Annotated in this window: 26 protein-coding genes and 1 tRNA gene; 16 read left to right on the plus strand and 11 right to left on the minus strand. The window is 31.7% G+C overall.

Annotated elements, in window-relative coordinates; translation table 11 throughout:
* Positions 1–29 precede the first annotated feature (29 nt).
* Together V7P59_RS05625 and V7P59_RS05630 are read left to right on the plus strand one after the other, a co-directional pair.
* Positions 30–515 (plus strand): hypothetical protein, encoded by a 486-nt coding sequence (locus V7P59_RS05625; RefSeq protein WP_333809177.1) that lies wholly within the window; start codon positions 30–32, stop codon positions 513–515.
* Entirely contained in the window at positions 505–705 is a 201-nt protein-coding gene (locus V7P59_RS05630) for a helix-turn-helix transcriptional regulator (protein WP_333809178.1), read from the plus strand. Before V7P59_RS05625 ends, V7P59_RS05630 begins: the two co-directional genes overlap by 11 nt.
* A gap of 70 nt (positions 706–775) precedes the next feature.
* Here V7P59_RS05630 and V7P59_RS05635 read toward each other — a convergent pair whose 3' ends face one another.
* Genes V7P59_RS05635 through V7P59_RS05645 form a run of 3 tightly spaced genes read right to left on the minus strand, consistent with a single transcriptional unit; the run spans position 776 to position 5,392 of the window.
* The gene (locus V7P59_RS05635) at positions 776–2,782 is read right to left on the minus strand and encodes a protein-disulfide reductase DsbD family protein (RefSeq protein ID WP_333809179.1); all 2,007 of its coding nucleotides are present in this window, start codon (positions 2,780–2,782) and stop codon (positions 776–778) included.
* Positions 2,779–4,086: a tRNA lysidine(34) synthetase TilS gene (tilS, locus tag V7P59_RS05640; protein WP_333809180.1), complete on the minus strand. Its 1,308-nt coding sequence runs from the start codon at positions 4,084–4,086 to the stop codon at positions 2,779–2,781. Before tilS ends, V7P59_RS05635 begins: the two co-directional genes overlap by 4 nt.
* Positions 4,087–4,102: 16 nt before the next feature.
* Complete coding sequence (locus tag V7P59_RS05645) at positions 4,103–5,392, minus strand: anthranilate synthase component I family protein (protein ID WP_333809181.1); 1,290 nt, start codon at positions 5,390–5,392, stop codon at positions 4,103–4,105.
* A 185-nt stretch (positions 5,393–5,577) separates the two neighbouring features.
* Between V7P59_RS05645 and V7P59_RS05650 the strand changes: the two genes are divergently transcribed.
* Genes V7P59_RS05650 through V7P59_RS05660 form a run of 3 tightly spaced genes read left to right on the plus strand, consistent with a single transcriptional unit; the run spans position 5,578 to position 7,821 of the window.
* Positions 5,578–6,471, plus strand: coding sequence for a DUF4349 domain-containing protein (locus tag V7P59_RS05650; RefSeq protein ID WP_333809182.1), 894 nt, complete (start codon positions 5,578–5,580; stop codon positions 6,469–6,471).
* A 59-nt stretch (positions 6,472–6,530) separates the two neighbouring features.
* Positions 6,531–7,397: a tetratricopeptide repeat protein gene (locus tag V7P59_RS05655; RefSeq protein WP_333809183.1), complete on the plus strand. Its 867-nt coding sequence runs from the start codon at positions 6,531–6,533 to the stop codon at positions 7,395–7,397.
* 46 nt (positions 7,398–7,443) lie between these two features.
* Positions 7,444–7,821, plus strand: a complete 378-nt coding sequence (locus V7P59_RS05660; protein ID WP_333809184.1) for a DoxX family membrane protein — start codon at positions 7,444–7,446, stop codon at positions 7,819–7,821.
* Positions 7,822–7,896: 75 nt separating this feature from the next.
* Here V7P59_RS05660 and lpdA read toward each other — a convergent pair whose 3' ends face one another.
* A complete protein-coding gene (gene lpdA / locus V7P59_RS05665) occupies positions 7,897–9,300 on the minus strand; it encodes a dihydrolipoyl dehydrogenase (protein ID WP_333809185.1) in 1,404 nt (467 codons plus the stop codon).
* A gap of 97 nt (positions 9,301–9,397) precedes the next feature.
* Positions 9,398–9,859: an Lrp/AsnC family transcriptional regulator gene (locus tag V7P59_RS05670; protein ID WP_333809202.1), complete on the minus strand. Its 462-nt coding sequence runs from the start codon at positions 9,857–9,859 to the stop codon at positions 9,398–9,400.
* A gap of 175 nt (positions 9,860–10,034) precedes the next feature.
* Here V7P59_RS05670 and V7P59_RS05675 point away from each other — a divergent pair, with 175 nt between their 5' ends.
* The 6 genes from V7P59_RS05675 to V7P59_RS05700 all read left to right on the plus strand — a co-directional run bounded on the left by V7P59_RS05675 (position 10,035) and on the right by V7P59_RS05700 (position 16,255).
* Positions 10,035–11,237 carry an aminotransferase class I/II-fold pyridoxal phosphate-dependent enzyme gene (locus V7P59_RS05675; RefSeq protein WP_333809186.1) on the plus strand — a complete coding sequence of 401 codons (1,203 nt, stop codon included), beginning with the start codon at positions 10,035–10,037 and terminating at the stop codon, positions 11,235–11,237.
* 114 nt (positions 11,238–11,351) lie between these two features.
* Positions 11,352–12,809: a Na+/H+ antiporter NhaC gene (gene nhaC / locus V7P59_RS05680; RefSeq protein ID WP_333809187.1), complete on the plus strand. Its 1,458-nt coding sequence runs from the start codon at positions 11,352–11,354 to the stop codon at positions 12,807–12,809.
* Between the two features lie 117 nt (positions 12,810–12,926).
* A complete protein-coding gene (locus V7P59_RS05685) occupies positions 12,927–13,562 on the plus strand; it encodes a peroxiredoxin (protein WP_333809188.1) in 636 nt (211 codons plus the stop codon).
* 89 nt (positions 13,563–13,651) lie between these two features.
* Positions 13,652–13,960, plus strand: a complete 309-nt coding sequence (locus V7P59_RS05690; RefSeq protein WP_291106965.1) for a thioredoxin family protein — start codon at positions 13,652–13,654, stop codon at positions 13,958–13,960.
* A 142-nt stretch (positions 13,961–14,102) separates the two neighbouring features.
* Positions 14,103–14,360, plus strand: coding sequence for a DUF6952 family protein (locus tag V7P59_RS05695; RefSeq protein WP_333809189.1), 258 nt, complete (start codon positions 14,103–14,105; stop codon positions 14,358–14,360).
* A 149-nt stretch (positions 14,361–14,509) separates the two neighbouring features.
* Positions 14,510–16,255 carry an alpha/beta fold hydrolase gene (locus V7P59_RS05700; protein WP_333809190.1) on the plus strand — a complete coding sequence of 582 codons (1,746 nt, stop codon included), beginning with the start codon at positions 14,510–14,512 and terminating at the stop codon, positions 16,253–16,255.
* A gap of 32 nt (positions 16,256–16,287) precedes the next feature.
* On the opposite strand, the gene arsB is transcribed toward V7P59_RS05700, so the two are convergent.
* From arsB to rpsA, 6 genes are all read right to left on the minus strand, one after another.
* Positions 16,288–17,319 (minus strand): ACR3 family arsenite efflux transporter, encoded by a 1,032-nt coding sequence (gene arsB, locus V7P59_RS05705; RefSeq protein ID WP_333809191.1) that lies wholly within the window; start codon positions 17,317–17,319, stop codon positions 16,288–16,290.
* 57 nt (positions 17,320–17,376) lie between these two features.
* Entirely contained in the window at positions 17,377–17,985 is a 609-nt protein-coding gene (locus tag V7P59_RS05710) for an arsenate-mycothiol transferase ArsC (protein ID WP_333809192.1), read from the minus strand.
* Between the two features lie 3 nt (positions 17,986–17,988).
* Positions 17,989–18,603 (minus strand): class I SAM-dependent methyltransferase, encoded by a 615-nt coding sequence (locus V7P59_RS05715; protein WP_333809193.1) that lies wholly within the window; start codon positions 18,601–18,603, stop codon positions 17,989–17,991.
* Between the two features lie 54 nt (positions 18,604–18,657).
* On the minus strand, positions 18,658–19,134 hold the full coding sequence (locus V7P59_RS05720; protein WP_333809194.1) for a DUF6428 family protein: 477 nt from the start codon (positions 19,132–19,134) through the stop codon (positions 18,658–18,660).
* Positions 19,135–19,212: 78 nt separating this feature from the next.
* Positions 19,213–19,536: an ArsR/SmtB family transcription factor gene (locus tag V7P59_RS05725; protein ID WP_333809195.1), complete on the minus strand. Its 324-nt coding sequence runs from the start codon at positions 19,534–19,536 to the stop codon at positions 19,213–19,215.
* 239 nt (positions 19,537–19,775) lie between these two features.
* Positions 19,776–21,539: a 30S ribosomal protein S1 gene (gene rpsA, locus V7P59_RS05730; protein ID WP_333809196.1), complete on the minus strand. Its 1,764-nt coding sequence runs from the start codon at positions 21,537–21,539 to the stop codon at positions 19,776–19,778.
* Between the two features lie 245 nt (positions 21,540–21,784).
* On the opposite strand from rpsA, the gene V7P59_RS05735 reads away from it, so the two are divergent.
* The 5 genes from V7P59_RS05735 (at position 21,785) to V7P59_RS05755 (ending at position 25,631) form a co-directional block, all read left to right on the plus strand.
* Positions 21,785–22,909, plus strand: a complete 1,125-nt coding sequence (locus V7P59_RS05735) for a TlpA disulfide reductase family protein (RefSeq protein ID WP_333809197.1) — start codon at positions 21,785–21,787, stop codon at positions 22,907–22,909.
* A gap of 164 nt (positions 22,910–23,073) precedes the next feature.
* Positions 23,074–23,155 (plus strand) — tRNA-Tyr (locus tag V7P59_RS05740).
* Between the two features lie 410 nt (positions 23,156–23,565).
* Positions 23,566–24,483 carry a site-specific tyrosine recombinase/integron integrase gene (gene xerA / locus V7P59_RS05745; RefSeq protein WP_333809198.1) on the plus strand — a complete coding sequence of 306 codons (918 nt, stop codon included), beginning with the start codon at positions 23,566–23,568 and terminating at the stop codon, positions 24,481–24,483.
* A 276-nt stretch (positions 24,484–24,759) separates the two neighbouring features.
* Entirely contained in the window at positions 24,760–25,218 is a 459-nt protein-coding gene (locus tag V7P59_RS05750; RefSeq protein ID WP_333809199.1) for a Panacea domain-containing protein, read from the plus strand.
* A gap of 5 nt (positions 25,219–25,223) precedes the next feature.
* Complete coding sequence (locus V7P59_RS05755) at positions 25,224–25,631, plus strand: hypothetical protein (protein ID WP_333809200.1); 408 nt, start codon at positions 25,224–25,226, stop codon at positions 25,629–25,631.
* Positions 25,632–25,702 lie beyond the last annotated feature (71 nt).

A 25,702-nucleotide genomic window follows, 5' to 3' on the forward strand; every position in this document is an offset into this window, starting at 1 on the left:
GAAAACTAATTTTATTAAATACTAAAAAAATGAAAACAAATTTCTTATTTCCTAATTCTTGGAAAACAATAGGCTGGGTTCTTTTTCTTCTTCCCATTGTCATAACTACTTATTTATGGACAACGGGAGCCACTATGGATAATTTCTTAGAGATAAATACCTTTGCCATATATGATGATGGATTTATTTTGCAATCAGGAAATGGCTTTTTTAAAATGACTAAGAATGGAATGCTAGATGAACTTTTATTAGTAATTTGCTTACTTGGAGGTTTACTTGTTGGATTTTCAAAAACGAAAAATGAAGATGAAATGATTACTCATATTCGTTATGCAAGTTTGGTTTGGGCTACCTATTTCAATATTGTTTTAATGATTTTGACTACACTTTTTGTATTTGGAATGGTATATTTTAATGTGATGATTTTCTTTATGATTTCTTCACTTCTATTTTTTATTATTCGTTTTCATTATATGATTTACAAATTTAATAAACTAAATAGCGATGAAGAATAACTTAAAAGTCTTACGAGCTATAAAAAATATTTCTCAAGAAGAATTAGCAAAACAAATTTCCGTGAGTCGACAAACCATAAATGCCATGGAAAAGGGAAAATATGTTCCTTCAACTGTTTTAGCTTTAAAATTAGCTCAATACTTCAGAAAAACAGTAGAGGAAATCTTTGAATTAGAAACTGAAGATTAAACAAATGAAAAATTCCACTAATAACAATACTTTGAGTATCAATTAGTGGAATTTTTATTCTATTAAAAAATTACTTTTTAAAATTCTTTATTCCTTCTTCTAACCATTTTTTGTATTCATCAACATCAGGAGTGTAGCCAATTTGCTGAGAAATATCATTTCCATCACTATCTAGAACAATGTAATAAGGTTGTGCATTATTTTTATATCGAGTAATTTGATAATCGCTCCATTTGTTTCCAATGGTTATAATTTCTTTACCAGTTTCTTTGGATATGTATTGTTCCTCTTTTGGTAATTCACGTTTGTCATCAACAAAAAGAGAAACTAAAACTACTTGATCTTTTAAAATAGATAAAATTTCTGGCTTCGACCAAACAAAATCTTCCATTTTTCTACAATTCACACAAGCATGCCCCGTGAAATCTAATAAAATAGGTTTACCAACTTTTTTAGCATACGCTAAACCGTCTTCATAATCGTGAAAAGCAATAATTCCGTGTGGACCAAAATGTGCGTGTTCTGGTAAATCTATTGCTGATTTTGAATTTCCTCCCGATGTGCTAATACCACTTGGACTTTCGCTATACGTCATTGGTGGTGGAAAGCCTGAAATAATTTTCAATGGAGCACCCCATAATCCTGGAATTAAATAAATAGTGAAAATGGTAACTAAAATTGCCATGAATAGTCTTCCCACAGACAAATGTGTCATTGGACTGTCATGAGGTAAAGTTAATTTTCCAAATAAATATAAAGCCCAAGCTCCAAAAATAGCAATCCAAATAGCTAAAAATACTTCTCTTTCCAATAAATGTGCTTGAACTACTAAATCAGCATTCGATAAAAATTTAAATGCTAATGCTAATTCTAAAAACCCTAATGAAACTTTAACTGTATTTAACCAACCTCCTGATTTGGGTAAAGAGTTCATCCAGCCTGGGAACATCGCGAATAACATAAATGGTAATGCTAGAGCTGATGAGAATCCTAACATTCCAATGATTGGTGCTAAACCTCCTTTAGACGCTGCCTCTACTAATAATGTTCCAACAATTGGTCCTGTACAAGAAAATGAAACAATAGCTAAAGCCAATGCCATAAATAAGATTCCTACAAAACCACCTCTATCGGCTTGTTGGTCAACTTTATTTGCCCACGAATTAGGTAAAACAATTTCGAAGGCTCCTAAGAAAGATGCTGCAAAAATCACTAATAATCCAAAGAAAATTAAGTTAAACCAAACGTTTGTTGATAATGCATTTAATGAATCTGCACCGAAAATTCCTGTTACTAATGAACCAAGAATCACATAAATTAAAATTATTGAAACTCCGTATAAAATGGCATTTTTCTTTCCTTCTGCTTTTGTTTTACTTTGTTTGGCAAAGAAACTCACCGTCATAGGAATCATTGGGAAAACACATGGTGTTAACAATGCTGCAAATCCTCCAAAGAAAGCCAAAAAGAAAATTGTCCATAATCCTTTTTTCTCTTCTTTAGGTGCTGATGATGTTTTAGCTTCTTTTATCGTTTTTGTTGAAACTTCACTTACTACAGCTGTTGAATCTAAATTAGTAGTTGGTGAAACTATTTCTTCATTAGCACTTGTTTCAATTGCTGCAGTTTTAATCTCCGGCAAATTAAACGTAAAAGTATAATCCCCTTGAATACATTGCTCTTTGCACACTTGATACTCTACATATACTTTTATTGTTTTTAATTTGGCATTAGTAACTTTTATTGTTTGCTTGAAAGTAGCCTTTTTTGCAAAATAGTATTCATCTACTTCAAAAATATCATTAAATACTTTTTTATATGGACTTTCAGATGTTTTTCCAATCAATTGATAATTACCATTGGAATCTTTAAAAGTAAAAACTGTAGGTTGCGAACCACCTTCAGGGGTAAATTGTGAATATAAATGCCATTCATTTTCAATGGCAGCTTCCATAACTAATACAAATTCATTTTCTGACTTTTGTTCAATTTTAGAAGACCATTTTACTGGATTAAAGATTTGTGAATATCCTATGAAGGAAAACAATAAGGCAAATACTAATACTATTTTTTTCATTGGGCTAAGTCTATTTTTATAATTTGTTGGGTTGTTTCTGTTGCCATAAAACGATTGTCTGCTCTTTTTCCAATTACCCAAACAATTTGGTCTTCTGAACATAACAACCATTGATTTTCTTTATCTAAAAGTGAATATTTCTCATCTTTGAAATATTTACTCAATTTCTTTTTTCCATTCATTCCTGACGGATAAAAATAATCGCCTTCTTGCCATTTTCTAATTGTTAACGGAAATTTGACTTTATCTTCGTCCACAAATATACAACTTGAATTTGCATCTATACCCCCTGAAAACCTTGAAAATATAAGTTTTAAGGGAAAATTAACTTTACTTTCTGTTGATTCAATGAGGAAAACTTCTTCTTTATCTTTTGATTTTCTTTCCGAAAGGATTAATTTCTCTCGGTCTTTCAATAAAATATGCGATTCAGAAAATACTTGTTTTCCTGATTGCGCTTCGACCAAATCATAAATATCATTCCAAGCCGAAAAACCATAATTCTTAAGCCATTGGTACAAATAAGCTTTATAATTTTGAAATTCAAGCAATGGTTTCAAATGAATTTCTAAATGATTTTCTTTTACTGCAACAACTTTTTCATATACCAAATTAGAAGCATCGTCAACCAGAGATTCCGCTTGATGCAAATGATATAAAGTATTTTGAAAGGAATCTAAAAATCCTGTATTTAATTCTTTTAAAAGAGGAACAATGTCGTGACGTAATTTATTTCTAAAATATTTATCCGAAGCATTACTTGAATCTTCTCTCCATTGAATTCTATTTTCATTGGCATAATTCTCAATTTCTTCTCTTGAAAACGGCAACAAAGGACGAATAATGTTTCCATTTTGAGCTGGAATTCCCGTTAACCCCTCTAAACCTGTTCCTCTAATGAAATTGATTAAAAACGTTTCGACATTGTCATCCAAATGATGCGCGGTTAAAACATAATCAAATCCAAGTGAAATAATTTCTTGAAACCAATCGTAACGTAACTTTCGAGCAGCTAGTTGAATGGAAAGTTTATTTTCTTTAGCAAATTCGAGCGTATCAAACGACTCAATAAAATATGGAATATACCTATCTTGACAAATTTCCTTTACTAACATTTCATCTCCATTACTCTCTTTTCCACGCAATTGAAAATTGCAATGTACCACGCAAATGTCAAACCTCAACTTATAAAACAAATCCAACAAAACCATACTATCTATACCACCACTAACAGCCAAAAGTAATTTCTTGTCTTTTAGTTGCGGGAAATTTGTTGTAATATGATGTTGGAATTTTGTAAGCATGACCAAAAATAAGGAATTATTTGGATTGCAGCACCTCAAACATCGCTTTTGCTTTCAACAGACACTCCTCGTATTCATTTTCAGGAATTGCTTGAGAAGTTACAGCACTTCCTACGGAAAAAGATAAATACTGATTTTGGGAATTGTATAAAATACTTCGAATAACCACATTAAAATCGAAATCTCCAGTTGGAGTAAAATAGCCTACTGCTCCACTGTATAATCCGCGTTTGGTTTCTTCTAATGCTTCAATGATTTGCATGGCCGAAATCTTTGGTGCTCCTGTCATGCTTCCCATTGGAAAAGTAGTTCTAAGAATCTCGATTGGCGAAGTTGTATTTTCTACTTCCGAAACTATGGTCGAAATCATTTGGTGCACTTGCTTAAACGTATAAATTTGGCACAATTCTTCTACTTGAACGCTTCCTTTTGTAGCGGTGTGCGATAAATCGTTTCGGACTAAATCGACAATCATGATGTTTTCTGAACGCTCTTTTTCGTTTTGAGCTAAATCGGATTTTAATTGTTCGTCTTGCTCTAAATCGAAACTCCTTTTGGCAGTGCCTTTTATAGGTTGAGAAATGACTTTTAAACCTTCTTTTCGCAAATATCGTTCAGGTGAAGCGGAAAGTAAATAGTGAAAATTATTCTTGAAATACACCGCAAATGGCGGTTCGGAAATAGCATTTAGTTTTTGATAAATTTCCAAGGGTTCGATTTGAGCCTTTTCGGCATAAAATTCCATGCAAAAATTAGCTTCGTAAATGTCGCCACGGTGAATGTGTTCGAGCATTTTGGAAACTTTGGAAAGGTAGTTTTCTTTTGAGATTCTTTGTTTTATATTGATGGATGAGGGATTATGGGTGAGGGATGTTGTTGAAATGATTTCTTCGAAATCAGTTTCTATTTCGTCATCACACATTCGTAAATATTTAATTTCGACTTGATTTTCTTTGATTAAAAACAACTTTTTAGGTTGAAAGAAGAATAAATCTGGGAATTCTAATCCGTCAAAATTGTTGGAATGTAAATCTTCGGTATCATTTTTTAAATCGTAGGATAAGTAACCAAACAACCAATCTTTCGTTTGACTTTGGTACTGATACAAATCTTGAAACGCATTTTCGTAATCGGTTTTAATCGAAGTAAAAGCTTCCACCGCCAAAACCGTATCATAACTCGAATACTTTTGATGATACTGATTCGAATCTAAAAAAACAACTTCTCTGTGTCGGTTAGCCCAATGCAAAAGTTGGTTTTTAAAATCGGGAAACTGGGAAATATCTTTTGTAATTACTGTTCTCAAATTAGAAAATTTACTTCGTAAAAGTACAACAAAAAAATAGTTGTTGGAAAATGGTTCAAATGTTAAAATTTGGCACGGTTTTTATTCTTGCCTCAACCACTAACCCAATTAAAAATTCATTTGTATTGATTCTAAAACTACACGTATTAAAAACAATTAATCAATAACTTTAAAAATGAATTTTTATGAACAAAAACACCAAAATCGTATTGACTTTGCTAGCTCTTGGCTTAGTCTTGTCTTGTAAAGAAAGAGTTGCAGAAGAATCAGCAGATTATTCAGAAAATGTTGCAACCGATAGCACAAGCGTTATTTCTTCTTCCGCAGCCGTTGAAAACAAAAACAGCAATCGAAAATTTGTTCGAACCGCCGATGTGAAATTTAAAGTCAAGAATGTCGCCAAATCGACTTATGCGATTGAAGATGCAACTACGAAATTTGGTGGATTTGTAACCTATACCAATCTTCAAAGTAACATTCACAGCGAAGACCGAACCAAAGTGAGTCAGGATAGTACTTTAGTAACAACCAAATATAAAGTAGATAACAACATCACGATTCGTGTTCCGAATACCAAAATGGATACGGTGATTAAAACCATTGCGAAGCAAATTCATTTTTTAGATTATCGCATTATCAAAGCTGATGACGTTTCCTTACAAATGTTATCTAATGAATTAGCGCAAAAAAGAAGCAATTCTTCTGAAAAACGTTTAGAAAACGCTATAGATTCAAAAGGAAAAAAGTTAAATCAAGTTGTAAAAGCAGAAGAAACCTTAGACGCTAAAAAAGAACAAAATGACGCTTCAAAATTGCAGAATTTATCGTTACAAGACCAAGTGAATTTTAGTACTTTAACGCTAAACATTTACCAAGATGAAAGCATCAAACAAGAAATGGTGGCTAATGAAAAAAGCATCAATGCTTATCGACCAAATATTGGGTTACAAATTTGGGACAGTGTAAAAACGGGTTGGTTTATGTTGGAACATATTGTTTCGTTTGTTGTAGTGCTTTGGCCATTTGCCTTAATTGTGTTTTTAGGATTGTTGGGATATAAAAAGTTTTTGAAAAAGTAAGAAAAAACCATCAGTAAACTGATGGTTTTTCATATATTTGAAATACTAATATTTTATTTATGAAAAAACTATTTATCATTTGCCTGAGTATAATATTTTTAACTAATGCTAATGCTCAAGAAAACAGCGAACTTAAATTTGAAACCAATTTTTATGATGCCGTAAATAAATGGGTTGTGTTACCCAAAAAATCAACAGATACAATTTACACTTATGGTTTTATTTATATGGATATTACTGCTGGTATTACATTTCATCTAGGAGGAAGTTTTTATATTGATAAAAATAAAAAGTATATCGGTGATGCACAGCCAGCGCATCAAATGACAAAAAAGAGATTAGACAATCCCAACATTGTTAAAATGGCGGTATTGAACGATAAAAAAATGGCAGAGCTAAATTTAACAAAAGAACCTGAGTGGTTAAGTCATTATAAATTTTCAGAAGATTCTGTTGAAAACTTAAAAAAATTAGGATATCATTTTAATCATGTTGGGGCTTGTGAGAAAGCATTAATTTATTTAAATAAAGCTTATAACAAAGAACCACATCATAAAGGTTTGGAATTTGAACTTGCTTATGCTTATAATCATCTAGGGCAGTATGATAAGGCTATTCCTATACTAGAAAAAGCTCTAAAAAACGATGCTAAAAACTATTATTTTTATAGAGAATTAGGTTTTGCATATTCTAAACAAAACAAATTAGACATGGCAGAGAAAACTTATCAAAAAGGAATTAGTCTATCGGATAATAATTTTGAAAAATCGGAAATGGCATTAAACATGGCTCAAGGATATTTTTTAGCAAAAAATAAAGTTAAATTTGATGAATGGGCAAAAATAACTAGATCTTATGCAGAAAAAGGATCTCAATATGCTAAATATATCGATTTATTTGAAAAAGAATGGGATAGTAAAAGGTGATTTTTTTTACTAAATTTGAAATAACTAACCAAAAACTATTCAAATTATGAAAATTGCAACTATTATTGTTCGTGTACTGTTAGGAGCTATGATGCTTTTTGCTTCTATTTCTTATTTTTTCAACCTTATGGGAGAACAACCTGAACCAACTGGAGATTTGGCTACTTTAATGGCTGGATTTATGGCTTCAAAATACATTTTTCCTGTAGCAAAAGCTATTGAATTATTAGCTGGATTAATGTTAGTTAGTGGTAAATTTGTTAGATTAGGAACTATAATTTTGCTTCCGATAAGTATTAATATTTTCCTAATTCATACTGTTGTAACTGGAACAGATATTCCAATGGCGGCAGCAATTTTATTTGCCAATGTATTTTTAATTTATGCAAATTGGGATAGCTACAAAGAAATTGTAAAACCATAATTTAAAATAAAAATCAAATAAAAAATCCCAAACTCTTATAGAATTTGGGATTTTCATTTATTATGAATTAATCAATTACACGTGTAATGCTCTGTTATCTGTTGCTGCTAGTGCTGCTTCTTTGATAGCTTCTGCAAATGTTGGGTGTGCGTGAGACATTCTTGAAATATCTTCTGCACTTGCTCTGAATTCCATTGCTGTAACAGCTTCTGCGATTAAATCAGCACATCTTGCTCCAATCATGTGAACTCCTAAAACTTCATCTGTTTTAGCATCTGCTAAGATTTTTACAAATCCGTCTGTATCTCCTCCTGCTCTTGCTCTTCCTAAAGCTTTGAATGGGAAACTTCCTGCTTTGTACGCTACACCTTCTGCTTTTAATTGCTCTTCTGTTTTACCAACAGCCGCAACTTCTGGCCAAGTGTACACTACGCCTGGAATTAAATTATAATCGATATGTGGCTTTTGTCCAGCTAAAATTTCAGCAACCATTACTCCTTCTTCTTCCGCTTTGTGCGCTAACATTGCTCCACGAACTACATCACCAATTGCATAAATATTAGAAGCTGAAGTTTGTAAATGATCGTTTACTTCAATCTGACCTCTATCGGTAACTTTTACTCCTGCTTTTTCTGCGTTTAATCCATCTGTATAAGGACGACGACCTACAGAAACTAATGAATAATCACCTTCTAACGTGATGATTTCTCCTTTAGCATTTTCTGCTTTTACCGTTACAACATCTCCAGTTCTTTCAACTGATTGCACTTTGTGAGACGTGTAGAATTTCATTCCTTGTTTTTTCAATACTTTAGTCAATTCTTTTGACAATGCTGCGTCCATTCCTGGAATAATTCTGTCCATGAATTCTACTACAGAAACTTGCGCTCCTAAACGTAAATATACTTGACCTAATTCGATTCCGATAACACCACCACCAATAATTACTAAGTGCTTTGGAACTTCTTTTAGTTTTAAAGCTTCAGTAGAAGTAATGATTCTTTCCTTATCTAATTTGATAAATGGTAAGCTAGATGGTTTAGAACCTGTTGCAATGATTGTATTTTTAGTTTCAATGATTTCAGATGAACCATCAGCTTTAGTTACTTTTACAGAAGTAGCGCTTTCAAACGAACCTACTCCATTGAAAACCGTGATGTTGTTTTTATCCATTAAGAATTTTACACCACCCGAAGTTTGATCTACAACTGCTTGTTTGCGAGCAATCATTTTTTCTAAATTCACTTTTACATCACCTGAAACTTCAATTCCGTGATCAGCAAAGTGTTGTAACTCTTCATAATGATGAGAAGATGCTAATAATGCTTTTGATGGAATACATCCTACATTTAAACACGTTCCTCCAAGAGTTGAATATTTTTCAATAATAGCTGTTTTAAAACCTAATTGGGCACAACGGATAGCCGCAACATATCCTCCAGGGCCAGAACCAATAACGGTTACATCAAATTGACTCATGATTGTATATAAAGTTTGTTGTTTGACTTAAATTCGGATACAAAAGTAACGCTTTTTGAATTAATTCTTCGTTAGTTTTTTGGTAAATTATTATAGCTTAATTTAAAGTAAAAGCTGTCGTATATTTTACTTCTCCAATCATAAAAGAACTGTGCGTACTTCCTATATGTTGTAAACCTGTAAGCTTCGTAACCATGAACTCACGGTATTCTTCCATGTCTTTAACGTTCACTTTTAAAATATAGTCGTAATCACCACTTACGTGATAACATTCTGAAACTTCGGTTAACTTCACTACTTCATTTTCAAATGTTGTAATGTAATCTTTGGTGTGTTGATTTAGCTTGATGTGGCAAAAAACTACGAAGGATTTATCTAATTTAATTCGGTCTAAAAGCGCTACGTATTTGGTGATTACTCCTTCTCTCTCTAATTTTTTAATACGTTCGTAAACCGCTGTTACGGATAGATTTAATAATAAGGAAAGCTCCTTAGTTGTCTTTTTAGTGTCTTCCTGTAGAAAACCTAAAAGTTTTTTGTCGATTGTGTCCATTGTCAGTTGTGTTGTTAGTTTTTAGTTGTCAGCAAATGTAACTAAAACGAATAAATAACAGAAATAAAAACTACAACTTTAACTTAATTTAGAATAAAAAACTATTTTAAATATCATGTATTGAAAAATAAATTGTATATAAATAAATTTGGTTTAAAATAAACAACTAAACTTTAAAATTATGGAAAAATTCAATCCGGCAGATCGTATACAAGATTTACAATATTTCGGAGAATTTGGTGGTGTAAACCCATCGATTTCAGATAGTTCAACTTATACTTTCCTTTCAGCTAAAACTATGTTCGATACTTTCGAAGGAAATGCTGAAGGTTGTTACTTATATTCACGTCATTCTTCTCCAAGTAATTTATATTTAGATAAAGCGCTTGCAGCAATGGAAGGAACAGAATCGGCTAATGTGGCTGCTTCTGGAATGGGCGCTATTACTCCTACTCTTTTACAATTATGTGGTAACGGCGATCACATCGTTTCAAGTAGAACCATTTACGGTGGAACTTATGCTTTCTTGAAAAATTTTGTTCCAAGAATGGGTATTAAAACTACCTTTGTGGATATCACAAAATTAGACGTAGTTGAAGCAGCTATTACTCCTAACACAAAAGTTTTATACTGCGAAACCGTAAGTAATCCTCTATTAGAAGTGGCTGATATAGCTTCATTAGCTAAAATTGCCAAAAAACATAATATCAAATTAGTAGTTGACAATACATTCTCACCTTTATCTGTTGCTCCTGCGAAATTAGGTGCTGATATCGTGATTCACTCGTTAACGAAATACATCAACGGAAGTAGCGATACAGTTGGTGGCGTGGTTTGTGCTTCTCAAGAATTCATTAACAGTTTGAAAAATGTAAACGATGGAGCAAGTATGCTTTTAGGTCCAACAATGGACAGTTTGCGTTCGGCTTCAGTAATGAAAAACTTAAGAACGTTACACATCAGAATGAAACAACACAGCCACAATGCAATGTATTTGGCAACAAAATTTGAAGCAGACGGAATTAAAACGGTTTACCCAGGATTAAAAAGTCACCAAAGTCATGAAATTTACAAAACTATGATTAATCAAGAGTACGGTTTTGGTGGAATGATGACAATTGACGTAGGAAGTTTAGATAAAGCCAATGCTTTAATGGAATTAATGCAAGAAAGAAACTTAGGGTATTTAGCAGTAAGTTTAGGTTTTTACAAAACGTTATTCAGTGCTCCCGGAACTTCAACTTCATCAGAAATTCCATTAGAAGAACAAGCTGAAATGGGCTTAACCGATGGATTAATTCGTTTTTCAATAGGTTTAGATAACGATATTGAAAGAACGTATCAAATGATGAAACAATGTATGATAGAGTTAGGAGTTTTATAATTCCTTATTTATAAATTCTAATAAATCCGATTTAGCAATGAATCGGATTTTTATTTTAACGAAACTTTGCGATATACTTTCCTTTTTTTATATTGCAAGCTCAAACAAAACTAAATGGATATAAAAATCAAAAAAAATAAAGAGTTAAATATATGGGAAGCCCTAATTCCTGTATTTGCTTTAATTGGAATGTTGGCTTTCAATGTTTATGTCTTTGGCGATAGTGCTTTGGGCGGGAGTAATCAATTTGTATTACTTTTAGGTGGTGCTGTAGCTGCAATTATGGGATTTTTAAACAAAGTTTCTTACAAAACAATGATTGATGAAGTAGCTGAAAACATCAAATCTACTGCTGGCGCTATCTTAATTTTATTAATGGTTGGTGCATTAGCAGGAACTTGGATGGTAAGTGGCATTATTCCATCGATGATTTATTATGGTTTACAAATATTAAGTCCGGCTATCTTTTTACCAGCTACCTTAATTATTTGTTCTGTAATTTCTATTGCAACTGGTAGTTCGTGGACTACTTCTGCAACAGTTGGTATTGCACTAATAGGAATTGGTGGTGCTTTAGGTTTTGATTTAGGAATGGTAGCTGGAGCAGTTATTTCTGGTGCTTATTTTGGAGATAAATTATCACCTATGTCAGATACTACAAACCTTGCCCCTGTTATGGCAGGAACAGATTTGTTTACCCATATTCGTTATATGACCTATACAACCATCCCAACGTATATTTTCTCTTTAATTTTATTTATCATTTTAGGACTTTCTGTTGAGGTTAGCGGAGATGCTAATACGGATGAATTGTTAAACTCAATAACCGCCAGTTTTAATGTTACTCCCGTATTATTTTTAGTCCCTATAATTGTTATTGGTCTTATCGTAAAAAAGACAGAACCTTTGGTGGCACTATTGGTGGGAACTTTATTAGCAGGAATTTTTGCTATTATTTTCCAACCAGAAATAATCACTCAAATTGCAGGGGCAGATAGTTTAACATTCAAATCTGCCTACAAAGGAGTTATGGAAGCTATCACCACTAAAGTAGCAGTTCCAACAGAAAATAAAACATTAATTGATTTATTTACTTCGGGAGGAATGGCAAAAATGTTACCTACCATTTGGTTAATACTATGTGCAATGGTGTTTGGAGGAATTATGGATGCCATTGGAGCATTGTCAAAAATTAGCGAAACTTTGTTAAAATTAGCGCACAGCACTTTTGGGTTATTTGCATCTACTGTGGGAAGCTGCTTAGCTTTAAACATCACAGCTTCTGACCAATACTTAGCTATTGTTGTACCAGGTAAAATGTTTGCAAAAGCTTATAAAAATAAAGGTTTAGCTCCTGAAAACTTAAGTAGAACTTTAGAAGATTCAGGAACTGTTACATCGGTTTTAATTCCGTGGAATACTTGCGGAGCTTATCAAGCAGGAACATTAGGAGTTAGCACTTTTGATTATCTACCCTATGCGTTTTTTAATATCTTAAGCCCTATTATGACTTTACTATTTGCTGCTTTTAATATAAAAATCAAACAATTGATTTCAGAAATAAAGAATTAAAAAACTATAAACAAAACTTATATTAAAATAAAAATTAACCATGACTTAACTATAGTTATGGTTTTTTTATTAGTAAATTTGCATCAGAAAATTAATAACAATTAAAATAATAAAATTATGGCTTTAGTAGGAAAAAAATTCCCAAACATTACAGTAGATGCAATCTCTTTCATGGGAGATAATTTAAGAATTAATGTATTAGAAGAAGCTACAAAAAACAAGAAAAAAGTAGTATTATTTTGGTATCCAAAAGATTTCACATTTGTTTGCCCAACAGAATTACATGCTTTCCAAGCAGCATTAGGAGAATTTGAAAAAAGAAACACTATGGTTATTGGTGCTTCTTGTGATACAAATGAAGTTCACTTTGCTTGGTTAAACACTCCAAAAGATAACGGTGGTATTGAAGGAATAACTTATCCTCTTTTAGCAGACACTACAAGAAATTTATCAGCTGCTTTAGATATTTTAGATGCAGAATGGGTTTATGATGAAAACCTAAACGATGAAATTTTAGAAGGTTCTAATGTAACTTTTAGAGCTACTTATTTAATTGACGAAGAAGGAAAAGTATTCCACGAGAGCGTTAATGATATGCCATTAGGAAGAAACGTAAATGAGTACTTAAGATTAATTGATGCTTACACTCACGTTCAAACTAAAGGTGAAGTTTGTCCTGCTAACTGGGAAGAAGGAAAAGATGCAATGAACGCTGACAGAAAATCAACAGCTGCTTATTTAGCTTCTCATTAATAATTTTGTTTCAAGTTTCAGGTTTTAGGTTATTTAACTTGGAACTTGGAACTTGGAACTTGAAACTTTAAACTTTAAACTAAGAAAAAATGTTTACAGAAATAGAACAAGATAATTTAGCTGAAATTGTTGCATCAAATGAAACAGTGGTAGTACAATATTCAGCTTCATGGTGTGGAAATTGTCGCATTATGAAACCAAAATTCAAAATGATGGCTTCACAAAATGAAGCAGTTCCTTTTGTAATGGTAGATGCAGAAAAATTTCCAGAATCGAGAAAATTAGCTAAAGTAGATAACTTACCTACGTTTGCTACTTTTAAAAATGGTGTTTTAGTTAATCAAACACAAACTAATAAAGCTGAAGTTTTAGCAGAATTAGTAAATGAAGTAGTTTAAGATTATTGTTTAGAAGTTTAAGAGTTTATATGGTTAAAAGGAAATGTATTTAACATTCTCAAATTCTTAATCATATATCCTTGTAAACTAAAAGCTAAACACTTTTAAACTCTTAACCTTATAAACTTTTTAAACTCAACAAATGAAATTACCCGTAATAAAACAGTTAACTCAATTTATTGAAGATAACGATCAGGATTATATAGTAGAAACCATTGAAGTATTAGAAAATCTTTGCGAAGTTCCATCATTAAAAGATGAGGAATTGGATGTTATTGCTGAGTTAATTTCTAATATGTATGGAGCTTTAGAAGTGCATCAAGCTATTAAGAATGGTACTGATAAAAAAACAGCTCTAAATGATTTTATGAAGCGTGTTTTGGGCTCTATCGATAAATAAACTTCAGAAATAATCAATTTATCTAGCTTTATGCTTACAGCGTAAAGCTTTTTTATTTAAACAAATAAACTGCATAAAAATTATATGCACTCATAGTAATTTAACAATTTATTTATATATTGCACATAATTAGTCCAAAAAAAGTGTGTATGAATAAAATTACTCTTATTGCAGCTTGTGCCTTTTTATTTATTTCATCAATTGTTTTTTCTCAAACAGAAAGAATCGAGTTTAAACCGAGACCTGCAGAATTTGAATATTTTGAATACCGTAATGACAGTATTTTTCCTCTTAAAACACCTATTCAAAACACAACTAATAGAGTTTTTGTAAGTAAATTGCCTTATCCCATAATTTTTATTCATGGGTTAAATTCGAGTTCAGAAACTTGGAATGCTTCAACCGATTATTACGATACTCAATACGGGTTTACTTTTGGAGGTCGATTTGATTTTTGTTTGAATGCCGACAATAATAACACTACTACAAATAAAAATTTTTATCCTACTGCAGGAGCTGACATAGCTGCTTTTGAATCATTAGTACAAGATGGAGATTACTACTATGTTAATTTTAATGTAAATCCAAATGGAGCAGTGGGGACTACGGTTTTAAGTAATCAATCAGCAATTGCAAAACAAGGAGCTGCTGTAAAAGTAGCAATTCAAAGAGTTATGCAAATTACTGGAAAAAACAAAGTTATTTTAGTTGGTCATAGTATGGGCGGATTAGCCTCAAGAGAATACATTCAAAATTCTTATAATTGGCAAGCTGATAACCAACATCATGTTGCTAAATTATTAACCCTTGGTACTCCGCATGGTGGAAGTAATGCGAGTGATAATCCAATTGCATTTTTTACTAGTGTTAGTCCTCAATCTGAAGCTATTAGAGATTTAAAGACTACTTATTATTATAGTGGTGAAGCTGGTCGTTTTTTATTTGGTGGCATAGAAATTCAAAATAGCTCCAATATGAATGACAATTCTTATACTCCTGATTTTTATAATGTTGATATTAATTGTAATGGAATTATTGGTGAGAATATTCAAGGATTAAATCAAAAATCGATTGATAATTTGATTGATTTCTCATGTGTTATTGGAAGAATTACAAATGCATTTGGAAGCAATATAACTACTGATGGTGTTGTGGCTGAACCATCTTCAAATCTTAATCAATATTATCCTTCTTTAACCTATCCTGCCAAAATATTTTATTTTAATTCGGGTTATGATTTAATTGAAAATCATACAGAACTTCCTGGCTATCCTTACCAAATGATGCAAGGCTTAGATGAACCAAATTTCAAAGAATTGGCATACGGAATTGAAACAAATAAAACTTATATAGGGTATACAACGGTTCAAAATCCTGTTGCATCGGATAACGATTTTTATAAATTTACGGTTACTGATAATGTTAATGCTGCAGTTTCTGTAAGTAGTATAGTGACTACTTCAATGAATGGGACAATTTTAAATTCCGCCGGAACTGCTGTGGGAGCTGCACAAAATAATAGTGGGTCTTCACTAAGCTTTACAAGAACTTTGACACCAGGTGATTATTTCTTAAAACTTACTAGTACAAATCCAACTAACACTAATTATCAAACCCCTTATCAATTCAACATTACTACAACTTTAAGTGCTGATATTGCAAATTTTGAATCATTTGTATTTTATCCAAATCCTGTTAAAGATATTTTACATTTGGATAATATTTCATTAACTAAAGCGAGTATTTATAGTATTTTAGGTCAATTAATCGACACAAAATCATTTGAAAATTCAACTTCTAACACATTAGATTTATCCAGTTTAGAAAGTGGCATTTACCTAATTGTTTTAGAAACTGATTCTCAGCAAAAAACGATAAAAGTGATTAAAGAATAAAGCAAAAAACGCTCTATTTAAGAGCGCTTTTTTTATTTAAAATATTTTTTTCTTAACCAAAAAGCCACATTAACCAATATAATCAAAGCAGGAACTTCAACTAAAGGTCCAATAACACCTGCAAATGCTTGTCCGCTATTAATTCCAAAAACACCAATAGAAACAGCTATTGCCAACTCAAAATTATTTCCTGCAGCGGTAAACGATAACGCAACCGAATCTTTGTAATTTGCACCAATTTTCTTAGCTACAAAAAACATTAAGAAAAACATAATTGCAAAGAAAATGACTAGTGGAATGGCAATACGAACTACATCCATTGGTAAATCGACTATCATTTCACCTTTTAGGCTGAACATTACAACAATGGTGAATAATAGCGCAATCAGTGTTATTGGGGAAACAAACGGAATGAATTTTTGATTAAAAAACTTATCACCCAAATACTTTTTGATTGCAAAACGACTTATTACAGCCAAAGCAAACGGAATACCTAAATAAATTCCAACCGTTTTAGCAATTTCAGCAATAGTAATATTTAATTCTAAACCTTTAATTCCAAAAAATGGCAACATTACCGTTAAATAAAAATAAGCATATAAACTAAAGAAAAATACTTGTAACAAGCTATTAATTCCGATTAAACCTGCTGTTAATTCACGATTTCCTTCAGCTAACTCGTTCCAAACGATTACCATGGCAATACATGGAGCAATACCTATTATGATTAATCCCGTCATGTATTCTGGGTAATCTTTTAAGAAGAAAGTAGCTAATAAAAACATTAAAAACGGACCTACAATCCAAGTAATGAAAAACGAAGCGGATAATAACTTCGGCTTTTCAAACATTTGAGGCACTTTAGAAAAATCTATTTTGGTTAATGGCGGGTACATCATCAAAATCAAACCAAATGCCAACGGAACATTGGTAGTTCCTGATGAAAAAGAATTGATAAAATCAGCTGAATTGGGAATAAAATACCCTATTCCTACTCCAATTAACATAGCTATGAAAATCCAAAGAGTTAAAAAGCGGTCTAAAAATCCTAATCTTTTTTTCATAATATAGTATTTAACCACAAAGTGCACTAAGAAGGCACAATGTACACGATTGATAATTTATTTTATTTGAGAAAACACAAAATACATTTCACTTGCAATTTGTAAACTGCGTTCTGCGTATTTTTCGTTCATTACATCTGTTCCATCAAACGCTTTTGGATCGTCGTATTTAATTGAAAATCTGGCTTCTGCTCCAAAAACCATTGGACAACCTTCGTCAGCGTTATTACAAGTCATGATGGCTCCAAAGTTTGTCTTTGGATTAAAATCATCGAAATACGTTTTTGAAAAACAAATTATTGGATACTGATTATCATCGAATTTCACCGCATAAACTGGATTTTGTTCTTGACTTAATTGCTGAATTTGAAAACCTTGTTTAACGAGAGTTTCTCCTACTTTTGGAAACATAGCTGTAGCTTCCGTTCCTCCGGAATAACAAAATACATTCTTGATTCCGAATTGAAACGCCATAGTTTGTGCCCAAATTTGTGACAAATGACTTCTTCGTGAATTATGTGTACAAATAAAATTCAATCGAATTTCTTCGTTCGAATTGACTTTGTTTTGAATGAATTCGACTAAAGGTTGCAAAACTTCTTTTCGTTCCTTGGAAACTGTAATTTTAACAATGGATTCGATGGTTTTTGATAAATTCTCAAGCATATTTTATTTTTTTTGGTAGTGACAAAAAATGAAATTTTGAACCGTATCAAAAGGTGTTTCGTGGTCTTCGGTAAAACAATTTTCTAATTCGAAATCCTCCCCAAAAACGGTCTCCATTTTTTCAACTGAATATTGTGTTATAGGCAAACCACTACATTTTAAAGGTCCATCTTCTGAGAATGTTGCCAAAATTAAATGTGCTTTTTGAGTGGTATTCTCAATAACGTTCTTTTTATATTGTTCAATATCAGTTGGCTCCGTAAAAAAATGAAAAGAAGCTCTATCATGCCAAACATCAAATTTTACATCCGATTGAAAATGTAAACTATCGGAAACTATAAAAGTAACATTCTGAACTTTCTCTCCTAATCTTTTTTTAGCGCGTTCAATTGCTGCTGCTGAAATATCGAGCAAAAATAAATTTGTATAACCTAATTCTAATAAACTATCAATCAAATAACTATCGCCACCACCAATATCTATTATTTTGGCATCTTTAGCCACTTTACAAGCTTGAATTAATTGAATAGAAGTCTGTGGTTGTTGTTGATACCAACTTACTTCATTTTCTGCTTTTGTTGTAAAAACGGTTTCCCAATGTTGTTTTTTTTCTGACATATTGAATTGAGTGATTAGTGAAAAGTAATTAGTGATTAGCTTTTTGAATTAAAATTAACAACAACCTGAATCAGGAGTGCAACAAGAAGTTTGCTTTGGTTTCCACTCACCTATTTTAACTTTTAATTTTTCTGGTGGAATACCACAATTGTCTTTTGCCAAACAATCGGTAAGTTTTGTTGTTAGTAAGAAATTAGTTCCATCAAAATCTAAATTAAATTTTCCGATGGTTTCCTTCATTTGATATTCCACTTCAATTTCTAAATCAGGTAAGCCTAAGGTTTTTTCTGAAAGTTCTATGATGTGAACTAATTTCTCTGGATGCAATCTGTGATCGTAATCATTCGCTTCCCAAAGTTGGAAATTGATTACTTCTTCAGTACGAACTGTTCCGCCACAATCGATGAAATGTTTTGTTACTTTTCCCACTTCTGTAACATGAAAATGACTAGGAACTAAATTACCATTTGGTAATTGAAAAGCTATTTGAGAAAGCTTTTTTAATTGGGTTTTGATTTCGGATAGTTTCATATTTTTAAGTATTAAGATTGTAGAATTAAGTATTAAGAATAAATTCCCTTCGACTTCGCTCAGGGTGACAACCTAAAATTAGCAACATTTGTTTTTTAACTTATGACGAATCATACCAAAGTGATTCTCTATTTTATCAATTGTATCTGGATTAATACAATAACAAATTGCCGTTCCTTCGATGGTTCCTTTGATGATATTAGCGTTTTTTAATTCTTTTAAATGTTGCGAAATTGTGGGTTGCGCTAACGGCAATTCGTTTACAATATCGCCACAAATACAAGAATCAACCGTTAATAAATAGTCAACTATAGCGATTCGTGCTGGATGCGACAAGGCTTTGAATAAACTTGCCATTTCGTTTTGTTCTATTGAAAAAGAATCTGATTTTGATGCTCCCATAATGCTTTGAATTACTTATTTCTCATGATTGCAAACTATTCTCGATACAATTTTATACAGCAAAAATTAGCATTTTTTCTGTATAAAATCACTCAAAAAGACGTTTTCACAATCATCAATAATTATTATATTGCAATATTACGATAAACAAATATAATACACAATAAAAAATCCCGAAATTTCTTTCGGGATTAATTTTATAGATACTGAAACGAGTTCAGCATGACAAAAAAGTGAGATTATTTACCTCCTTTTTCCATTTTAGCTTTTAATTCAGCAAGAATATCGTTATTATCTCCTAAAGTAGATGTTTGTGCTGGAGCTGAAGCGGTTTCAGTTGCAGCTTTAACGTTTTTCTCTTCTTCTTCTCTGAAGATAGCTGTATGAGAAGCTACTACTCTTTTGAATTCTTTGTTGAACTCAATTACTTTGAAGTCAGCAGTATCTCCTTTTTTCAATTTTTTACCGTCTTCTTTTTCTAAGTGACGTGTAGGAATGAAAGCAACGATATCGTCACCAAATTCTACAGTAGCTCCTTTGTCAACGATTTCTGAAATTGTTCCGTTGTGGATAGTTCCAACAGCGAAAGCATCTTCATACTTATCCCATGGGTTAGCTGTAGTTTGTTTGTGACCTAAAGATAATTTACGACCTTCAACGTCTAATTCTAAAACAACTACGTCTAATTTATCACCTACGTTTACGAATTCAGATGGATGTTTGATTTTCTTAGTCCAAGATAAATCAGAGATATATACTAAACCGTCGATACCTTCTTCTAACTCTACGAAAATTCCGAAGTTAGTAAAGTTTCTAACGATTCCAGTATGTTTAGAACCTACTGGATATTTAGCAGTGATATCCGTCCATGGATCTTGCGTCATTTGTTTGATACCTAAAGACATTTTTCTTTCTTCTCTATCAAGAGTTAAGATAACTGCCTCTACCTCATCACCAATTTTCATGAAATCTTGAGCTGATCTTAAGTGAGTAGACCAAGACATTTCAGAAACGTGGATTAAACCTTCAACACCTTCTGCTACTTCAATGAAAGCACCATAATCCGCTAAAACAACTACTTTACCTTTTACTTTATCACCTACTTTTAATTCAGCTCCTAAAGCATCCCATGGATGAGCGTGTAATTGTTTTAAACCTAATTGAATTCTTGTTTTCTCATCATCGAAATCAAGGATTACAACGTTTAATTTTTGGTCTAATTCTAATACTTCAGATGGGTGGTTAATTCTTGACCAAGATAAGTCAGTGATGTGGATTAATCCGTCTACACCTCCTAAGTCGATGAATACACCGTAAGAAGTAATATTTTTAACAACACCTTCTAATACTTGACCTTTTTCTAACTGACCGATAATTTCTTTTTTCTGAACCTCGATATCAGCTTCGATAAGTGCTTTGTGAGAAACTACTACATTTTTGAATTCGTGGTTAATTTTAACTACTTTGAATTCCATAGTTTTATTCACATATTGATCGTAATCACGGATTGGTTTTACATCAATTTGAGAACCTGGTAAGAATGCTTCGATTCCGAATACGTCAACGATCATACCACCTTTAGTTCTACATTTTACGAAACCATTAACGATTTCACCTGTTTCGTTAGCAGCGATAACTCTATCCCAAGCTTTGATAGTTCTAGCTTTTCTGTGAGATAATACTAACTGACCTGTTTTGTCTTCACGAACGTCGATTAATACTTCTACTTTATCACCAACTTTTAAGTTAGGATTGTAACGGAATTCGTTTAAAGAGATAACACCTTCAGATTTAGCGTTGATATCAACGATAGCATCTCTATCCGTAATTCTTACAACAACTCCTTCAACAACTTCTTCGTCTCCTGTTGATACGAAAGTTTTCTCTACTAAAGCTTCAAATTCTTGTAAGTTTTTTTCGTCAACCGCATCAATACCTTCTGCATAGTTATGCCAGTTAAAATTCGCTAAAAACTCTTCTTGTGTTTTGTTAATTTCAGACATGCTGATTAAAAATTTGTATGTTGCGTTTCTTGCGTTTCTTTGAGCGAATAGAAAACATCAACAGTGTTTTACATAAATAATTGATACCTAATGGAAACGCTTTTTCGCCAAAAGGTGTGCAAAATTACAACTATATTTTTGATTTACAAAACTTTGAACACTAGTTTTTATTGCTATTCTAACATTTTTTATGTTTTTATAACTGAGTTATTTTGAATACATTTGCGAAAATTTAATTTAAAACGATGAAAAAATTAACATTATTAGCATTACTTACATTATCATTCATTTCTTGTAATAACTTAAAAGACAATGAATATTTACTTACTGGGACTGCAGAAGGTATTGAAAATGGAAAGAAAATTTATGTTGAAGTTTTAAATGAAACTGGCACTGTTATAAAAGACACAGGAGTAGTTGAAAATGGAAAATTTGAATTAAAAGGTAAAGTATCAGAAATGGATTTGGCTTATGTAAGAATCGAAAATGAAAATTTTTCTGTACCAATTATCTTAGAAGAAGGAAAGATAAATATTATCTACAAATCAGACACAATTCAAAATTCTATTATCAGTGGAACAAAAAATAATGATAAATTTCAAGAATTTAATAATCAATCAGTTGTAATTGCAAAAAAGAAGAACAAGTTTGAAATAAACAACATTGCAAGGATGCAAGAAGCAAAGAAAAAGAATGATACTGCAACCATGAACATGATTGTTAAAGAATACAATAGTTTTCAAGATGAAATGAATATTATTTCGAAAAAATTCATTAAAAATAATCCCGATGCTTATTTATCTGTATTGTTATTAGAAAATTTCTTAATGAGACAGTATCTGACTGTAGATGAGGTTAAAAATTACTATGAAGGATTGAATAAAGAGTTAACTGAAACTAAAAGCGGAAAAAAAATTAAAGCAACCCTAGACAGTATGTCAGCATTGAGTATAGGAAAACCAGCTCCTATTTTTTCTGGACCTTCGCCAGATGGAAAAACTATTTCTTTAAAAGAATCACTAGGAAAAGTAACCATTATTGATTTTTGGGCTTCATGGTGCGGACCTTGCAGAGGGGAAAATCCTAACGTAGTAGCACTTTACAAAGAATTCCATTCTAAAGGATTAAACATTATTGGGGTTTCTATGGATAAAGATGCCACTAAATGGAAAGAAGCAATAGCAAAAGACGGTTTAACTTGGCCTCAAATTTCAAATTTAAAATATTGGGATGAACCAATTGCTAAATTATATAATATAGAATCCATTCCTGCTACTTTTATTTTAGATGCTAAAGGAAACATTGTTGCAAAAGACCTTAGAGGCGATGCATTACGCGCTAAAGTAAAAGAACTTTTAGGGGTAAAATAAATCTTGCCCGATATAAATTTAAAAAATCTCCTTAGGGAGATTTTTTTATGTTTTTCATTTACAGAATGTTATAAAATAGTCCGTAAAATAGTGGCAAAATCCTTTGTAGGAATAAAAAACAATTCTATATTTGCAACCGCTTAGTCAAATAAGCACGTTGGTTTGGGGAGATACTCAAGCGGCCAACGAGGGCGGACTGTAAATCCGCTGGTTACACCTTCGCAGGTTCGAATCCTGCTCTCCCCACAAAAGCACTTCTAACGAGGTGCTTTTTTTGTTTCTTTTGGTTTTATATGTTTAAAATATACTTCTAGCATACTTCATCTATAAAGTATCTATACTTCTGGCATACACTATCCATACACTATTCATACACTATTCATACACTATCCATACACTATCCATACACTATTTATACTTTATCAGTGCTATATCTACTCTTTATGTACCTATTATCCTCCCAGTATCTTCCTAGTATCTATTTTTTCTACTCTCTGTTTGCATTGGATATTTTTATTTATTTTTTATATTTGTTTCATATAAGCCATTAATTATGAATTGGAAAGCCAAAACTTTACTACATAAAGGAACACCTCGGATTGCTGTTTATTTTGAAAAAAATACTGCTTTAATTACTCGCATTAAAACTTTTGAAGATGCTCGATGGAGTGTATTGGCATCTGCCTGATACCGAAGCCAACCGCTTGCATTTTAAATTACCATTAGCCCACACTTTAATTCCAAATGCTGAAGGAATTGCAAGCATTGAAACATTCAAAAGATATCTTTTATCTAAACGCTACAGCCCAAATACGATTAACGCGTATAGCGAAGCTTTAAAATCGTTTTTAACTTTTTGTAACACAAAAGCAGTAAAAGATATCAGCAATGATGATTTTATTGCTTATAACAACGATTACATTTTAAAGAATAAATTTTCATCTTCCTATCAGAATCAAATTGTTAATGCAATTAAGTTGTTTTTTAAAATTGTTAAGGACAGTAAAATAGAAATTGACAAAATACATCGCCCGAAACGAGAAAAAACATTACCGAATGTTTTGAGTAAAAAAGAAGTGCAAAAAATAATTGATGCCACTGAAAATTTAAAACACAAAACCTTGTTAGCATTAATTTACTCAGCTGGATTACGTATAAGTGAAGCAATAAACATGAAATTAAAAGATATTGATAGCATTCGTATGTTAATTCATGTAAAAAATGCTAAAGGAAAAAAAGACAGATACACACTTTTGTCAGAAAAGGTATTGTTGTTACTTCGTGAATATTATTTAGTTTATAAGCCTAAAGAATATCTATTTGAAGGGCAATTTGGTGGTATGTACAGTAGCAGAAGTGCTCAAGTTATTTTAAAACAAGCAGCAGAAAAAGCTGGGATAAGAAAACCGATAACACTTCATACACTACGCCACAGTTTTGCTACACATTTACTTGAGAGCGGTACTGATTTGCGTTACATTCAAGATTTATTAGGTCATAGTAGTCCAAAAACCACGATGATTTACACCCATGTAACAAATGATAGTTTAAAAAAAAATAAAAAACCCTTTTGATGTGTAAGTATTTTATGCTAATTTTGATTAGCTTATCAAAAAATAAGCGAAATAAAAACAGGCAAAACTTTCGCATATCTTGCCAATAAGGCATTATACTAGTCTGAAAGTTTCGCATATAAACGAGTTGTAGGTAATTGTAAAAGAAACCGAAGCGTAAACATAACAGGAAGAATGATTTACGTTATAATTCTCATAATATTTTTTGTAATTAGTTTATATTTAGTAACTTTGCGAAAAGAAAGTAAAATTGAAATAACTAAAACAGAACTAATTATGACTTACACGCCAAGACAAATCGCAGATTACTTCCTTTACATCGGAAAAGATGACACAACTATGACACCAATGAAACTTATAAAGTTGGTATATATAGCTCATGGTTGGAATTTAGGTTTATTTAATAAGCCTTTAATTAATGAATCTCCTCAAGCATGGAAATATGGTCCTGTTATTCCTTCTTTGTACGACGATTTCAAATCTTTTGGTAATCAAAAGATTGAAAAAGAAGTTGTAAAACCAGAGTTAGATGAAAATACTGAAAAATTTTTGAATAAAATTTGGGATGTATACTCAAAATATACAGGCATTCAATTAAGTGCGAAAACACATGAGCCTAATACTCCTTGGTCAATAATATGGGAAAAAGCTAAACAATATTTTAATACCTTTTCTCTATCAATACCAAATGAACTTATTAAAGAGCATTACCAATTGAAAATCCAAAAAAAATAATTCAATTGGAAAATATACTTGATAATATTGAAGATAATGGTAAACCTTTAAATGTAGATTCAAAAGCATTTGAAGAGGAAAAGAGTTATGAAAATAAAAGTGATTTAAGAACTCAAACAGAAGTTGACTTACTAAGAACAGAGGTTGAAAAATTAACTTTAAAGAATAAGAGGTATAGAACAAATACTATATTGAGAATTTTATTTTCAATTGTATATACTTGGTTATTATTTATTTGGCTTAATAAAGTCATTCACATACTAACACATAACAATCTTTGTGGCTATAAACTTTCTGACAATGTTTTAATTGCTTTACTTGTTACTTCTACAGCTAATGTTATTGGAATGGTTGTAATTGTTCTTAAAAACTTATTTCCCGAAAAAGGAAAGAAAAACACTACCGACAAATAACAACTACCTACAACAGCGGTAACTGTTGCACAACTACCATTTTCTCAAAACAATTTACAAAAACATAAAAA

The organism is Flavobacterium sp., assembly GCF_036782315.1.
GTDB lineage: Bacteria > Bacteroidota > Bacteroidia > Flavobacteriales > Flavobacteriaceae > Flavobacterium.